Origin of the sequence: Paraburkholderia aspalathi (genome assembly GCF_900116445.1) — a bacterium.
GTDB classification, from domain to species: domain Bacteria; phylum Pseudomonadota; class Gammaproteobacteria; order Burkholderiales; family Burkholderiaceae; genus Paraburkholderia; species Paraburkholderia aspalathi.
The window spans coordinates 19,491-34,310 of record NZ_FPBH01000041.1 but is presented as its reverse complement, the minus strand read 5'-3'; the positions used below and the strand labels follow the sequence as shown (position 1 = coordinate 34,310).

17 protein-coding genes are annotated in these 14,820 nt (G+C 58.2%); 8 read left to right on the top strand and 9 right to left on the bottom strand.

Features of this window, described 5'->3' with window-relative positions; translation table 11 throughout:
* Positions 1-32: 32 nt before the first annotated feature.
* Positions 33-410 (top strand): nuclear transport factor 2 family protein, encoded by a 378-nt coding sequence (locus BM438_RS39160; protein ID WP_093645804.1) that lies wholly within the window; start codon positions 33-35, stop codon positions 408-410.
* 200 nt (positions 411-610) lie between these two features.
* Here the strand turns inward: BM438_RS39160 and BM438_RS39155 are convergent, their stop codons facing one another.
* The gene (locus tag BM438_RS39155) at positions 611-1,372 is read right to left on the bottom strand and encodes a carboxymuconolactone decarboxylase family protein (RefSeq protein WP_093645801.1); all 762 of its coding nucleotides are present in this window, start codon (positions 1,370-1,372) and stop codon (positions 611-613) included.
* A 208-nt stretch (positions 1,373-1,580) separates the two neighbouring features.
* On the opposite strand from BM438_RS39155, the gene BM438_RS39150 reads away from it, so the two are divergent.
* On the top strand, positions 1,581-2,492 hold the full coding sequence (locus BM438_RS39150) for a LysR family transcriptional regulator (RefSeq protein ID WP_054035910.1): 912 nt from the start codon (positions 1,581-1,583) through the stop codon (positions 2,490-2,492).
* Positions 2,493-2,535: 43 nt separating this feature from the next.
* Here the strand turns inward: BM438_RS39150 and BM438_RS39145 are convergent, their stop codons facing one another.
* From BM438_RS39145 to BM438_RS39115, 7 genes are all read right to left on the bottom strand, one after another.
* The gene (locus BM438_RS39145) at positions 2,536-3,411 is read right to left on the bottom strand and encodes an enoyl-CoA hydratase-related protein (protein ID WP_093645799.1); all 876 of its coding nucleotides are present in this window, start codon (positions 3,409-3,411) and stop codon (positions 2,536-2,538) included.
* Positions 3,412-3,441: 30 nt separating this feature from the next.
* On the bottom strand, positions 3,442-4,698 hold the full coding sequence (locus BM438_RS39140) for a CaiB/BaiF CoA transferase family protein (RefSeq protein WP_093645797.1): 1,257 nt from the start codon (positions 4,696-4,698) through the stop codon (positions 3,442-3,444).
* Between the two features lie 23 nt (positions 4,699-4,721).
* The gene (locus BM438_RS39135) at positions 4,722-6,386 is read right to left on the bottom strand and encodes a GMC family oxidoreductase (RefSeq protein WP_093645858.1); all 1,665 of its coding nucleotides are present in this window, start codon (positions 6,384-6,386) and stop codon (positions 4,722-4,724) included.
* 87 nt (positions 6,387-6,473) lie between these two features.
* Positions 6,474-7,103, bottom strand: a complete 630-nt coding sequence (acuR, locus tag BM438_RS39130; protein WP_093645794.1) for an acrylate utilization transcriptional regulator AcuR — start codon at positions 7,101-7,103, stop codon at positions 6,474-6,476.
* Between the two features lie 140 nt (positions 7,104-7,243).
* Positions 7,244-7,669, bottom strand: a complete 426-nt coding sequence (locus BM438_RS39125) for an organic hydroperoxide resistance protein (RefSeq protein WP_093645792.1) — start codon at positions 7,667-7,669, stop codon at positions 7,244-7,246.
* Between the two features lie 61 nt (positions 7,670-7,730).
* Positions 7,731-8,441, bottom strand: coding sequence for an SDR family NAD(P)-dependent oxidoreductase (locus tag BM438_RS39120; RefSeq protein ID WP_093645790.1), 711 nt, complete (start codon positions 8,439-8,441; stop codon positions 7,731-7,733).
* 225 nt (positions 8,442-8,666) lie between these two features.
* On the bottom strand, positions 8,667-9,524 hold the full coding sequence (locus tag BM438_RS39115; protein ID WP_093645788.1) for a LysR family transcriptional regulator: 858 nt from the start codon (positions 9,522-9,524) through the stop codon (positions 8,667-8,669).
* 116 nt (positions 9,525-9,640) lie between these two features.
* Between BM438_RS39115 and BM438_RS39110 the strand changes: the two genes are divergently transcribed.
* Positions 9,641-10,273: an FMN-dependent NADH-azoreductase gene (locus BM438_RS39110; protein WP_093645786.1), complete on the top strand. Its 633-nt coding sequence runs from the start codon at positions 9,641-9,643 to the stop codon at positions 10,271-10,273.
* 37 nt (positions 10,274-10,310) lie between these two features.
* Here BM438_RS39110 and BM438_RS39105 read toward each other — a convergent pair whose 3' ends face one another.
* Entirely contained in the window at positions 10,311-11,270 is a 960-nt protein-coding gene (locus tag BM438_RS39105; RefSeq protein WP_093645784.1) for a GlxA family transcriptional regulator, read from the bottom strand.
* 109 nt (positions 11,271-11,379) lie between these two features.
* Between BM438_RS39105 and BM438_RS39100 the strand changes: the two genes are divergently transcribed.
* The 5 genes from BM438_RS39100 (at position 11,380) to BM438_RS39080 (ending at position 14,762) form a co-directional block, all read left to right on the top strand.
* Positions 11,380-11,685: a putative quinol monooxygenase gene (locus BM438_RS39100; RefSeq protein WP_093645782.1), complete on the top strand. Its 306-nt coding sequence runs from the start codon at positions 11,380-11,382 to the stop codon at positions 11,683-11,685.
* Between the two features lie 125 nt (positions 11,686-11,810).
* A complete protein-coding gene (locus tag BM438_RS39095) occupies positions 11,811-12,425 on the top strand; it encodes a hypothetical protein (RefSeq protein WP_093645780.1) in 615 nt (204 codons plus the stop codon).
* 89 nt (positions 12,426-12,514) lie between these two features.
* Positions 12,515-13,288, top strand: a complete 774-nt coding sequence (locus tag BM438_RS39090; RefSeq protein ID WP_093645778.1) for an alpha/beta hydrolase — start codon at positions 12,515-12,517, stop codon at positions 13,286-13,288.
* An 85-nt stretch (positions 13,289-13,373) separates the two neighbouring features.
* The gene (locus BM438_RS39085; protein WP_093645777.1) at positions 13,374-13,967 is read left to right on the top strand and encodes a cytochrome b/b6 domain-containing protein; all 594 of its coding nucleotides are present in this window, start codon (positions 13,374-13,376) and stop codon (positions 13,965-13,967) included.
* Positions 13,968-13,970: 3 nt separating this feature from the next.
* The gene (locus BM438_RS39080; RefSeq protein WP_093645775.1) at positions 13,971-14,762 is read left to right on the top strand and encodes a molybdopterin-dependent oxidoreductase; all 792 of its coding nucleotides are present in this window, start codon (positions 13,971-13,973) and stop codon (positions 14,760-14,762) included.
* Positions 14,763-14,820: the final 58 nt, after the last annotated feature.

Genomic DNA, 14,820 nt, shown 5'->3' with positions numbered 1-14,820 from the left:
TTTTAGTCACCGAAATCAACAGGAAAGCCCGTATGTCTATCGAGAAAATGCCCGCGCTTGTCGAAGCCGTCGATCTTTACTTCCAGGCGCTGCACGAGTGCGATCTGGAAAAATTTGATCGGGTCTTCCACACAAGTTGCAGTCTGTTTGACACAGACGATGGAAAACTGACCGTCGCCCCGATTGCCGACTACCGCCGCGTGATCGCCGAACGTGTGTCGCCAATGAGCAAGGGTCAACCGCGTGACGACACCTTGATCTCCGCAGACTTTCTGTCAGCCGATACTTCGGTCACCAAGGTTCGCCTGCGCATTCACGACAAGGTTTTTATCGATCACTTGAACTGGGCGTATGTCGACGGCTCCTTCATGATTGTGGCCAAGCTGTGGCACGACATTTCGGTAGCGTGATGCACCACGTCGACAGGATGCAGACAATGCATCGGGTGCTCGCGTTTATTCTCTTTGCGGCATGAAGGGAGTCTCCTCCTAACCCTGCCCTTCTGTTGTCGCGGCGCACGCTCTCGGACGTGCGCCTTTTTTCGGCTATTCGACTGTCACCGAAGTTGCCAGTCCGCGATGGAGGAAATACGATCTACCTCCCGTCAAATTCACGAAGCCCGCGCCGCCGCGATTGCGTCGTCCAGCATCGGAGTTCCAATCAGCGCACCGTGAATTCCGATAACACTGGCAATTTCGACAGTCTCGATGATTTCTTCGGCAGTTGCCCCATGGCGAATTGCGTTGCGCATATGGATCTTGATGCCCGGCTTGTAAAGATGCGTGGCGGCGATATCGAGCGCACACAGCACCAGCTCCTTGACCTTCGGCGCGAGCACACCGGTCTGCCACGGAACCGAAGAGAACTCGAGATACGCTTCAAAGAAATCCGGATCGAGTTCCAGCGCATCGTCCCATATGGGATCCCAATACCCTTGTACTTCGGTGAAATGCCGCTTCAACGCTTGAAGACGACTATTGTCAGACCCCGCCGGCTTTCGCAGACCTTCTTCCTGAAGCACCTCGGCGAGAATGGGCATCGCCACGTTCGAAGCGTGAATACCGACCGTACTGGTCAACTCGAGCACCTCCATCAGTTCTTCACGTGTAGCGCCAAAATCCAGCGCCGCTTTCAGATGCATCTGGATGCCGGGAGCGAAGAGGTGCGTCGAGGATGCATTGACGGCAATGTAGATGAACTCCTTGACCTTGTCCTCAAGACGGTTGTGCGACAGCGGTACGGCTGAGAGCTTCAGGTAAGCGTGAAGGAAATCGCAGTCGTTGCGAAGAATACTTTCCCACTGCGGTGCCCAGGTATTGCGCACACGAATGAACTCATCCTTGATCGATTGTTGTCTGGTGGTAAGCGTCATCACTTCTCCGTTAGGGATAGGCATACATAGTCTGACTAACCGCTAAGGCAATCCGCGTTTGCCCAATACTTCAGCGAAGACCCATCACATCGTCCATGCGTTCAGGAGCATGATCAACGTCCCACCCTCGCACCGTTTTGCACGCTTAACAAGCGAAGAGAAAATATACGGCTATCTGTTTGGCAGATAACAACCACCGTGAGAAACCATGCAGCGTCAATTTGATGACCTCCTTGTAGGCAGTATCGAACTGTTCTGTCTGGCAGCTGAATTGGGTAGTTTTACTGTCGCTGCGAACGCCGCAAGCGTTACACCTGCAGCCGTCAGCCGTGCGGTGGCGCGTCTCGAGAAACGACTCGGTGCACGCCTGTTTGTCCGAACCACGCGGCAGATCCGGCTCACCGACGTGGGGAGCCGGTACTTCGAGCAGTGTCGGCTGGCGCTAAGTCATCTCGTGGATGCAGAACGAGAAGCTACCGGGCAACAGACAACGCCGGCGGGTGTGCTGCGAATCAGCATGCCAACGCCGTACGGTCACTATCGCGTCCTTCCCCTTTTGGCAGACTTCCATGAGCGCTACCCGGAGGTCACCGTCGAAACGCATCTGAGCAACCGTAACATCGACTTTGCGGACGAACCATTCGATCTGGCAATCCGGGGTCGTACTCCACGGGACTCGAGTCTGATTGCCCGAAAACTCGAAGACGCGGAAACGGTAGTCGTGGCATCACCGACTTATCTGCGAAAAGCGGCCAAACTGGAAACGCCGGACGATTTAATCAATCACAACTGCATTCAGTTCGAGTTACCGAGCACCGGCCGCAACCTGCCCTGGGTATTCAATCGAGATGGCGAACTCGACGAGATCACTACGCACGGCCGTCATGGATCATCGGGCGATGCGCTTGCCGGCGTCACCCTGGCGCGCCATGGAGCAGGCGTGTTTCATACCTATCGGTTCATCGTAGAGAAAGACATAGCTGACGGAACGCTCAAGGAAATGCTCAAGCCGTATGGCGGATGTTCGCGACCGTTCATCCTGCTATATCCGCACGGCCGCCATCTGTCGTCACGTGTGCGCTGTTTCGTGGACTTCCTGATGGAGAAACTAGGCGCATAGTGGCACTTGCGCCCATCCCACGTTACTAACGAAAAACCATGACCTATCGATGGCGGAATACAGGAGCGCGCTTGGCAAGGAATGCGTACATGCCTTCCTTTTGACCTTCGGTCGCAAACGCGGCGTGGAAGAGCCGGCGCTCATGCAGAACACCCTCTTTCAACGGCGTCTCGAATGCCCGATTGACGGCCTCCTTTGCAAGCCGTACGGCAGGCAGGTTGTAACCGGCGATGGTGTGCGCTGTCTCGAGCGCCGTTTGCAGCAAGTCGGTCGAGGGAACCACGCGCGCAACGAGACCGGCTGCAAGTGCTTCATCGGCGCGCAAGTTCCGGCCCGTGAGGATCAGGTCCATTGCAAGCGACTTTCCGACCGCACGCGTCAAGCGCTGCGAACCGCCAATACCTGGCGGAATTCCGAGCTTGATTTCCGGCTGGCCGAATTGAGCATCATGGGCCGCAATAATGAAATCGCACGCCATCGCCAGTTCGCATCCGCCGCCGAGGGCATAGCCACCCACAGCCGCGATGATGGGCTTCGAAATCGTCGCAATGCGGTCCCACTCGGCGAAAAGATCTTTCGCGTGCCAGTCGGCGAAGGACTTGTCGACCATTTCCTCGATGTCCGCCCCTGCCGCAAATGCGCGCCCATTGCCGGTGATCACGATGGCGCCAATTCCGTCGTCCTGGTCAAAAGCTGTAAGCGCTGCGAGCACTTCGCGTGACATCTGAACGTTGAGCGCGTTCAGGTTCTTCGGGCGATAGAGCGTGATCAGACCGACGCGCTCCCTTCGGTCGATCTTGATGGTTTCGTACGCACCGTTTTCCGACGTGGCCCCTGCGGTATCGGCATTCGCGTCGATCACTTGCACGCTGGTTTGTTTAGCGGATGCGCCACGCACTGCTGAAACATCGTTCGACATATATTCACCTGTCAGTTCAAATGTGAGGCGTTATGCGGGAAGGCTTATCGAGCGCTTCAAAGGATCGTTGTCTGATTCAGCATCCGCTTGCGACGCATAGGCGCCTGATGAAGCCATCAACTCAGCCAGAATTGCTTCGCGATGCTCGTCCACCGCCGGCGCTTTTCTGACTACCGTGACATCCTCGTCTGGCGAGGTACTCATCTTGACCGGATTGCCGGCTGTTTTTACTTTCCGCTCGGACTTGCCCTGGACATGAATGAACATGTTGCGCGCGTGCAGTTGCGGATGATCGATGACCTTGTCGATCGTGTTGATCGGTGCACAGGGCACGCCAGCCTCGTTCAACTTATAGAGCCAGACGCTGACCGGCGCGGAGCGGGTCACCCGCTCAACGGTCTCGATCATGGCGGGCCGGTTTTGCACGCGGAGATCATTGGTCAGGAACAGCGGGTCGAGCGCCACTTCCGGCACGCCCAAGGCATCGGCCATCAACAGGAAAAGCTGATCGTTGCCCGCGGCGATAATGAATCGGCCATCCTGCGCAGCAAAGCTTTCGAACGGCGCGAGCGAGGGATGGGCGTCGCCAGTCCTCGTGGGCACCTTTGCTTCGACGTCAAATCTCGCAAACGCCGTTTCCATCAACGCCGCCTGGCAATCGAGCATCGCAATGTCCACATGCGTGCCTTGTGCATCTTTAGAGCGCTTGTATAGCCCCGCCAGGATCCCTATCACGGCAAATAGCGCGGCACCGAGATCTCCGAACGCCGTACCCACACGTGCCGGTTGATTGTCGGGCCAGCCCGTCAGACTCATAACGCCGCCCATGGCCTGCACGACGGTGTCATAGCCGGGTAAATCCTTGAACGGACCGGTGTGGCCAAAGCCCGAAATCGAAGCATAGACAATGTGCGGATGCGTCCTTGCCAATTGCTCGGGGCCGTAGCCGAGCCGCTCCATCACGCCGGGCCGGAAGTTCTCGACCACCACGTCCGCCTTATCCAGCAGACGGTCGAGAAGTTCGCGGTCACGTGGAGACTTGAAGTCGAGCGCAATGCTTTCTTTTCCGCGGTTGAAGCACATGAAGTACGCCGATTCGTTCTCGACGAACGGACCAAAGGCACGCGTATCGTCTCCGGTGCCCACACGTTCTATCTTGATGACGCGTGCTCCGAGGTCAGCCAGCGTCATCGCGCAATACGGCCCGGACAGCACACGCGAAAAATCGACAACCGTTATTCCTTCAAGGGGCAAGCGCTTCTTCACCCCGGGTTTGTTCTCAGCCATAGCCAGTTCCTGGTTGAATAAGGTCAAACGCCTTCCTGAATCCAGTGCGAAGCTTTCTCGGCGATCATCATCGTCGGGCAGCTCGTATTGCCGCTGGTGATCGTGGGCATCACACTCGCGTCCACCACACGAAGTCCTGCAACGCCGCGCACGCGCAGATGGCTGTCGACAACGACATTCGGATCCGCTAACGTGCCCATCCGAACCGTACCGACGGGATGGAAGATCGTGGTGGCGATGTCCCCGGCCAGCTTCATGAGTTCGGCGTCGGACTCGTATTGCGCGCCCGGCTTGTACTCTTGCGGGCGGTATTTCGCGAGCGCCGCCTGGCTCGCAATGCGTCGCGTCAGGCGAAGGCCATCTACAGCGACTTTCCGATCGTCTTCCGTACTGAGGTAGTTCGGCGCAATGGCCGGCGCATCCTCAAAGTTGCCGCTCTTGATGTGCACCGTGCCCCGGCTCGTCGGGTTCACGTTGGCAACACTTGCGGTGAACGCCGGAAACGTGTGCAGCGGCTGCCCGAAAGCGTCGAGACTCAGTGGCTGCACGTGATACTCGATGTTTGCGTGCTTCCTTGACGGATCGCTTCTGGCAAAGGCCCCGAGCTGGGAGGGCGCCATACTCATCGGGCCGGATCGGTGCAGCGCATATTCAAGGCCGATCTTCGCCTTGCCGATCATGTTCGAGGCAAGAACGTTCAACGTATCGCAGTTTTCAACCTTGTAGACCGCGCGAATCTGCAGGTGATCCTGCAGATTTTCGCCGACGCCAGGTGTGTGTTGAACAATATCGATGCCGTGCTTTTTCAATAGAGATGCCGAACCAATCCCCGAGTGCTGCAGAATGTGCGGCGATCCGATCGCACCCGCGCTAAGCACGACTTCGCGGGCGGCATTCACCGACACAAGCTCGCCATTACGAACGATTTCCGCGCCGGTGCAACGCAGCGCACCGTTACTGTCGCGTTCGATGTTGAGCTTCTTCACGTGGGCGTTAGTCCACGTCGTGAGATTCGAGCGGTGTCTGATCGGACGCAGGAAGGCCTTTGACGTATTCCAGCGCCAACCGTTTTTCTGCGTGACATTAAAGTAGCTCACGCCGAAATTGTCGCCCTTGTTGAAATCGTCGATGATCGGAATGCCGGCCTGCTCCGCCGCTTCGGCAAACGCATCAAGAATTTCCCACCTGAGACGCTGCTTTTCGACACGCCACTCGCCGCCGCTTCCGTGAATCTTTGCAATCGCCTCGGCATTGGCGTTCAGCCGTTCGTGCTGGCTCGGATCGAGTTTGTAGAAGTCTTCGTGAGCCTTGAAGTCCTTCAATGAGTTGTTCCACGTCCATTCCGGATTGTCAGTCAGCTCGGCCCATTGGTCGTAGTCGCGCGCCTGGCCACGCATGTAGATCATTCCGTTGATACTGGAGCATCCGCCCAGCGTTTTGCCGCGCGGATAAAGGATCTGCCGGCCGTTGAGTCCTTTGTCCGGCTCGGTGCGGAATTGCCAGTCCGTGCGCGGATTGTCGATGCAATACAAATAGCCGACGGGGATATGAATCCACATGTAATCGTCACTACCGCCCGCCTCGACCAGAAGGACATTCCGGGTCTTGTCAGCACTCAGGCGATTCGCGAGCAGGCTGCCGGCAGAACCGGCGCCAATAACAACAAAGTCAAATGTCGTACTTTCCATTTGCATCCCATTTACCCTCGCGAGCGTTTTCATCGCTGCCGGCATAAATTAGACCGATCGTCTATTTAAATAGAAAAAAAAACGGCGCTAACCCAGCCCGGCGAAAAATCCGTCCGCGAAAATGTGCAACGCTTCAGGGCCGCCTTCGAGCTTTGCCCTCAACACTGCGCCTTCCCAGCCGATCCAGAAGAACGCCGCAAGTTTCGAACAATCGGCCCCTTCCGCAATCTCGCCGGCCGCCTGCGCTTCCTTCAGGCACCTTGCCGTCCGAGCTTCCCAGTCGGCGAAAACCTCGCGCAACCGTATGCAATGACTCTCCGGAAGTACCGCCATTTCCTGCCCGAGATTACCGACCAGACACCCACGCCGAAAGCTGTAGCGTTTCATCCCTGCTTCCGCATCCGCAACGAAATCGTGGAAGCGCTGCAACGGTGATTTCGATTTGTCCGTGAAAAACCAGTTTAGCTTTCTCGCGAAATACGCAGCGTAGCGGTCGATCAATTCGAGGCCGAATTCTTCCTTGCTTCCGAAGTAGTGATAGAACGAGCCCTTTGGCACATTCACGCTGCGCAAGATCTCGTCGATACCCGTGGCGGAAAAACCTTTTTCCGTGAGCGCAGCAACGCCCGCGCGCACGAGAATCTCCCGGGTCTCGCTGTGGCCCGCAAGGTTCTTCGGTGGGCGCCCTCTACGGCGCGGAGCTGTATGCATGTCCATACAGCCGATATTAGACCGTCCGTCTACAAAATTCAACGTGAAGCGCCGCGTTGTTACAGATTGGCGCAACTCGCAGCGGGACAGGCCCTGCAGGTCGCCAGGCGCACGGCGACCTGCAACCGGTCGAACCGGATTGCGGCTTAGACGAGCGTCAGCGTAACGTCAATGTTGTTACGCGTTGCGTTCGAATAGGGGCACACAATATGAGCTCTGTTGATGAAGTCCTGAGCCGCTTCGCGTGCCATGCCCGGCAACGAAATCTTCAACTCGACTTCGATGCCGAAACCATTGGGAATGGGACCGATACCCACGATTCCGTTGATCGATACATCAGCAGGGATAGCGATTTTGTCGCGCGCAGCAACGAATTGCATGGCACCGATAAAACACGCGCTGTAACCGGCAGCAAAAAGCTCTTCGGGGTTGGTGCCTTTCTCGCCCTTCCCGCCCAATCCCTTCGGCCTCGTCAGCTTCAGGTCAAGTCCGCCTTCCGGCGCCACGGCGCGGCCTTCGCGGCCTCCGGTAACTTCAGCGTGTGCACGGTACAGGACGTTTTCTATCGACATAGTCAGTTCCTTATTGATGATTCAGATAACGGGCGCAACCAGTAGCGCCCCCCGTGTTGCCTTAGTGCCCAGCGCTCTGACCGCCGTCGACGTGCAGAATTTCGCCCGTCACGAACGGCGCCGAGTCCAGATACAGGATCGCGTTGACGATGTCGCTCATCTCGCCCATATGGCCCATCGGATGGAGTGCGCCGAGTGCCCCGTGCGTTTCGGGGGCGTGCATCGGCGACTTGATGATGCCGGGAGCAACCGCGTTCGCGCGGATACCGCGCTTCGCATATTCGATTGCGAGTGACTTGGTGGCTGCGTTCAAACCGCCTTTAGTCAGCGACGCCAGTACCGACGGCACACCGTCGATGGCGTGGTCGATCAGACTGGTCGTGATGCTGACCACGTGGCCGCTGTTGTTCTTCTCCATTTCGGCGATCGCCAACTGCGTGATGTAGAAGAAACCGTTCAGATTCACGCCCGTCACCGAAGCGTAGTCTTCAGACGTATAACCGGTGAACGGCTTGGCGATGAAAACACCGGCGTTGTTGATCAGCGTGTCGATGCGGCCGAAGCGTGCCACGCCCTCGGCAATCACGCGACGCGCCGTTGCCGGATCAGCGATGTCACCCGCCACTGTCACGATGTTGGGATCTTCGGACGGCTTGATGCTGCGTGCCGTTGCGACGATGCGGTAATCAAGCTTGCGAAATGCTTTGACGGTCTCGGCACCAATGCCTTGCGATGCGCCAGTAACAACTACGACCTTTTGCGACGTGCTCATGGAATACCTCGAATATTGGATTGGGCTTTCTTGCCCACCGGGCCGGTGGCTCCGATAGGTGCCTAATCTAGGTGTATTCACGCGCTGAGCAAACACCCGCTATGGACAAACTATTTTGCGTGAGCGGAACAAATCGGATCGAGGTTCGGGGATTGATGGGCCGGCACGGGTCAAGCAACGGTTTGATTTCTTATCTTTGGCCGCCCGCCATGCGCTCGCCCCGCATCATCCTCTGTTCGCGAACGCGAGCACGACGGCGTCGCTCAGTTCGTCGGCGATTTGAATGTGTGGGGATGCCCCCGCCGCAGTGAAAATCGTGAACTCGACATCCGGCAACGAAGGCAAGCCGGCATCCGGCGGAATTACGCGCAAGCCGTGCACGAGTTGTGTCTGGACCACCGGCGTCACCGCAAAGCCAGCCTGCGCTGCGGCGCACAGACCGGCGCCGCTCGAGCACACCAGCGCTATCCGGTAATCGCGGCCAGCCCGGGCGAGTGCGGCCAATGCCACCTCACGATACGGGCACGGCTCGGGCAATACCGCGAGCGGCACTGGAACGCCGGGCGTGAGCGCAGCCCACTCGGCGCCCGCCCACACGAGCGGTTCGCGCCAGAGAACCCGTCCAGAACGGCCACCCTCGCAGCGGCCGCCGATCACCATGTCGAGTTCGGCCTGATCCATCGCGTGCAGCAGTTCGGCGGGAATGCCGACCCTGACACTGAAGGCGATGCGCGGGTAGCGCACTGCGAACGCATGCATGACATTCATCAGTCTGACGTTGGCGAGGTCGTCGGAGAGACCGACCCGGATTGCTCCCTCGCTGGGTCCGCGAAGCATCTGTGCCCGTGCGTCACGGTTGAGCGCGAGGATGGCCCGCGCGTAACCCAGCAGCAGCTCGCCGTCCGCCGTGAGCGTAATCGAGCGCGTGGTGCGCGCGAGCAGCTCGCGGCCGGTCTGTTTTTCCAGACGCCGCAGATGCGCACTGACGGCAGACTGCGTCAGATTGAGACGGGCGGCTGCGGCCGTGAAGCCGCCTTCCTGAACCACGGCCACGAAGGATCGCAGCAGCACGGTATCGAACATGGAATAGCCCTTTCCTATACAGTGCGATTCGAACTTAATTTGGCGATGACACGTCGTTTATATTTCTAATCGAAATATGTTGTGATGGCAACTCCCAACCCATTCGGAGTATCGCCATGTCTACCTTGCTGCACATTGAATCGTCTCCGCGTAAGAAGCGGTCAGCTTCACTCGACGTCGCACGCGCGTACGTGGACGCTTATCGCGACACTCATCCGGCTCATCGGATCGACGTGCTTGACCTCTGGTCAGTCGCGCTGCCGGAGTTCGACGGTGACGCGCTCGATGCCAAATATGCCGACCTGAGCGGCACACCGCTCAGCGAAGGCCAGCAGCAGGCGTGGACGAGCATCCGTGAACTCGCGCAGCGACTGCACGACGCCGATACGTTGCTGTTCTCCGTGCCGCTGTGGAATTTTTCCATTCCCTACAAGCTCAAGCATTTCATCGACGTCGTGTCGCAGCGCGGCATTCTGTTCTCATTCGATGAGCGTGGATTGCAGGGCTTGCTGAAAGAGAAGAAAGCGGTGGTCGTTTATGCGCGAGGTCTCGACTATTCAGTGGGCTCGAGCACACCCGCCCATTCGTTCGATTTTCAGCGGCCATATATGGAAGCGTGGCTGCGATCCGTCGGCGTGACCGACGTCAAGTCGATCGTCGTCGAGAAAACACTGCTTGGTCCCGAACTCGATCACGCGGCGAGACAGACGGCACGCGAGTTGGCGGCGGCGCTGGCGCAGGAAAATTAATTCGGCAAACGAAATATTTCGCGGTGCACGGGGCGGCTCAAGCGCCCCGCAATTCGCGCACGCCCTTACCTATCCGCCGCCGCAGCAAGGTTCGCAAGGTGTGGCCGTCCGCATACCCGACCTGCTCCGCAATGCGATCAACCGTGAGCTTGGTCGTCTTTAGCAGATGAACGGCCCGCTCCACCCGAAGATCCTGAATGTACTCGACAGGCGTTTTACCGAGCACGCCATTCAGACGTCGCGTCAACGTCCGCGTGGTGGTCGCCAATGCATCGGCGACAACGTCGAGCGAAATTGTCGTGTCGAGGTGTTCACGTACCCAACGGTCGAAACGCTCGACGAGCGGGTCCGAATGGGAAAGGTGATCGGAAATCGCATAGGCAGACTGCGACAAGCGCGAATCGAATACGAGGTACCTGGCGACGAGCGCCGCAAGCTCAGGGCTGTAATTGCGGATCAACCAGAGGGCAAGGTCGACATGGCTCAAAGCCGCGCCTGCCGTTAGCGCGCTACCGCTCGGAACGACGATGCGATGCGCGTCCAGGTGCACCTTCGGGTAGCGCTGCCGGAACAGTGGCGAGAGCCACCAGGTAGTCGTAGCTTCGCCACCATCGAGCAAGCCGCTTTCAGCCAGCACGAACGTACCCGTACAGGCGGCCGCAACGCGGGCCCCGCCCTCACGCCATGAACGCAAAGCACCGAATGCATCGACCACATCGTTCCGGCCGAGCACGGGCACGAGATCTTCGCCCGTCATGCGGTTGAGCGCCGGTAACACAACCCAGTCCGGCGCAGGAGCGTCGCTCATATCGTGAACGGGCACTTGCATCCCAAGTGCGGTACGCACCTCGGGCCGGATCCCCACGATAGTGATGTCAAAGCGCGTTGTGGCCATCCCCATCGTGCACGCAAGACCGTTGGCCATCGTCAGGCTATCGAGCACCGTGGTGAGACCTGTGTCGAACACTCCCTCGAGTGCGAGGACAAAAATTCGCATGGCAGGATTGGTACCAATATTGTCGATTTAGACAGTATTCCGCAGCGCACTCTGTTTGTACAGTGTCGTTCACCGCATGAATTCATCACGCGGACAACGGAGAACAGAGATGATCAGGACCGCGCTATTTGTCCGACTCGAAGCCAAACCCGGAAAGGAGCAGGAGCTTGCAGACTTCCTTGCCGCCGGTCTGGAAATGGCACGCCAGGAAGCGACTACGCCGATCTGGTTCGCCCTCAAGCTATCGCCGACCACATTCGCCATCTTCGACGCGTTTGCCAGTGAAGAGGATCGCCAGGCACACCTGCAGGGTGATATTGCCAAAGCCCTGATGGCGCACGCCGACGAGTTGCTGGCAAGCCCTCCGTCGATCGAGGCGATCGATGTTCTGGGCATGAAGAATCAACTGGCGTGAGTTGCTTGCGCCTCGGTAGCGCACCAATCCAACCCATCCAGCCGCACAAGATGCTTGTTGCAGACGTGACGTCCGCCAGCGTCTGACATTCCGATTCAATCACATTCATATAGATGGAGTAACTCGTGTCGATTCATTACAAATTAGGTGCTCTGTTTGCCGCCCTTACGCTTTCGGGCGCATCTTTTGCGCAAACGCCTGACGTCAAACCGGAACGGATTCGCGGCGATGTTGTGTCCTTCAAGGGCGAAATTCTGACCGTACACCGGAACAGTGGCGACACCGTGTCTGTCGACGTCAAACCGGACGTCGGGGTATCGGCGTTCAAACCCGCCAAGCTTTCCGACGCCAAAGTCGGTTCATACGTGGGGACGCCGGCGATCACGGGCAGCGATGGAAAATTGACGGCCACTTCGATGATCGTTTTTCCTGAGGCCGCACGCGGTACGGCCGAAGGGCATTTCGCTTACGACTTCGGTCCTAACAGCACGATGACGAATGCAAACGTAGTGTCGGTTGTCACTGGCACCAGCGGCCGCGAGCTGAATCTGTCATACAAGGGCGGCAGCAGCACGGTAACCGTACCGGCAAACGTGCCCGTCGTGACACCAGTTCCGGCAAGCAAGACGGATCTGACGGCAGGAAAGAAGGTATTCATTGTGGTTACACCGGGTGCGAACGGCGTTTATGACGCGCACGTGCTGTTCGTCGAAAAGGACGGCGTGGCGCCGCAGTTCTAACGCATTACGTCGCCGACATTGCGTGTCGTCTTTTCCATTCATTCAACAATCCTAATCGACTGTTGCGTTTTCAATATTCAAGGATTTACATGCGCTTTCCGACGTTACGATCCACCGCCGCGCAAGCCGCTGCTGCGCTCTGCCTGCTTACTGTTGCCGCCGCGCCTGCTTTTGCCGCACCCGTCAAGAACATCGTAGTCGTCCACGGCGCATTCGCCGATGCTGCAGGCTGGCGTCCCGTCTACAACATTCTGACGAAGGACGGCTACCACGTCACGCTGGTGCAACAACCTCTGACGTCGTTTAACGACGACGTGACCGCCACAAAACGCGTGCTCGATAGCCTCGACGGCCCGTGCGTACTTGTCGGCCACAGCTATGCCGGCGCGATCATTAGCGAAGCCGGGAACGACGAGCACGTGAAGTCGCTGGTCTACATCGCCGCGCATGCGCTCGACGCCGGTGAAACCATCGGTGAGAACGGCAAGAAGTACCCGGGCGGTCCGCTGTCCATCGTCGGCACATCGGACAATTTTGTTTACCTGAAACCGGCTGACTATCCGTTGCAGTTCGCGCCCGACCTGCCCCGTGCGCAAGCCGAGTTCGAGGCGCATGCGCAGATCCCGCTTGCGGCGTCCGAGTTCTCAGCGCAGGTTTCTGACCCGGCATGGAAGACAAAGCCGAGCTGGTACATGGTCGCTAAAGCCGACAAGATAATCAATCCGGAGCTCGAACGCATGTATGCATCGCGTGCTCACGCGACTACGGTCGAAATCAACGGTGCAAGCCATGCAGTGTTTGAATCCCATCCGCGGGAAGTCGCCGCCATGATCGAACAGGCAGCGCAGAAATCCGGCCAGTAAGCCACGGTGTGCATGCCCGTGACTGGAAAGGCAGCGTGTTGGCGCTCTTCCTGCCGCGGGCAACCTCATCAACTACGAGATCGCTTTGAGCCACGTAACGATTCAACCCGCCTGGGTCCGCATCACGCACTGGATTAACGCGCTCGCCGTTGTACTGATGGTAATGAGCGGCTGGCAGGTGTATGACGCCTCGCCCATCTTTCCAGTCTTGCGATTTCCTTCCTCCATCACCTTGGGTACCTGGCTTGGCGGCGCGCTACTGTGGCACTTTGCGGTCATGTGGCTGCTGGTGACTAATTTCCTCGTTTACGTCGGGCTGAATTTAGCTTCCGGACGTCTGCGTCGCAAACTGCTGCCGCTCAGCTTCAAGTCACTTACAACCGATCTCGTCGCCGCGCTGCGTGGCAAGCTCGGGCATGAAGACCTCAGCCACTACAACGCCATCCAGAAGCTCGCCTACCTGGCGGTAATCGTCGATATCACGCTGCTGGTGCTCTCAGGTCTGGCCGTGTGGAAGTCGGTGCAATTTCCGTTGCTACGCACGCTGATCGGCGGGTACGACAATGCGCGCGTCGTGCATTTCTTTGCGATGAGCGTGCTGGTTGCGTTCTTCTTCGTACACGTCGTCATGGTCGCTCTGGTGCCGCGCTCGCTGCTTCTGATGATTCGCGGACGGTAGTCCATGACTTTTCGAAAACGACCTGTGAAGCTAGATACGTTTCTTTCGTCTCACGCCGAATCCATCATCAAGGATGCACGCAGCGAACTGAAAGATCCGGCACGCCGCCTGCTCGGCAAACGAATTCTCACACTCGGCGGCATTGCGCTGCTGTCAGGCTGCAGTTTGTCCAACGACAAGTCGGTGAACACCATGCTGCGCAAGATGTCGTTCTTCAACGATGATGTGCAGGCACTGCTGTTCAATCCGAAAGAGATGGCCCCGACCTATCCGGAGTCGATGATCACCCGGCCGTTTCCGTTCAACGCGTTTTACGGCATCGACGATGTGCCCGAAGTCGACGCGGCGACCTACCGCCTCCAGGTGAGTGGCCTCGCGAATGGCAAACGCGTCTGGACACTCGACGAGCTGCGCGCATTGCCGCAGGAAAGCCAGATTACGCGGCATATCTGCATTGAAGGATGGAGCGCGATTGGCCGCTGGGGTGGCGTGCGCTTCTCCGAGTTCATGAAGCGTGCGGGCATGGACATGACGGCGAAGTACGTGTCATTGCATTGCGCGGACAACTATTGGACCAGCATCGACATGCCAACGGCGTTGCATGCGCAGACCCTGCTCACCCTGACCTATGACGGTGCGGTGCTGCCGCCGAAATACGGCTTCCCGATGAAGCTGCGCATGCCGACCAAGCTCGGCTACAAGAATCCGAAGCATATCGTCGCGATCAGTGTGACGAACGAATATCCCGGCGGTTACTGGGAGAACCAGGGCTACAACTGGTTCGGCGGCTCCTGAACAGCGCCTGAATGGCTTCTGAGCAGCGCAAGCCCGCCGCTTGCATCGCTGCGCTCGC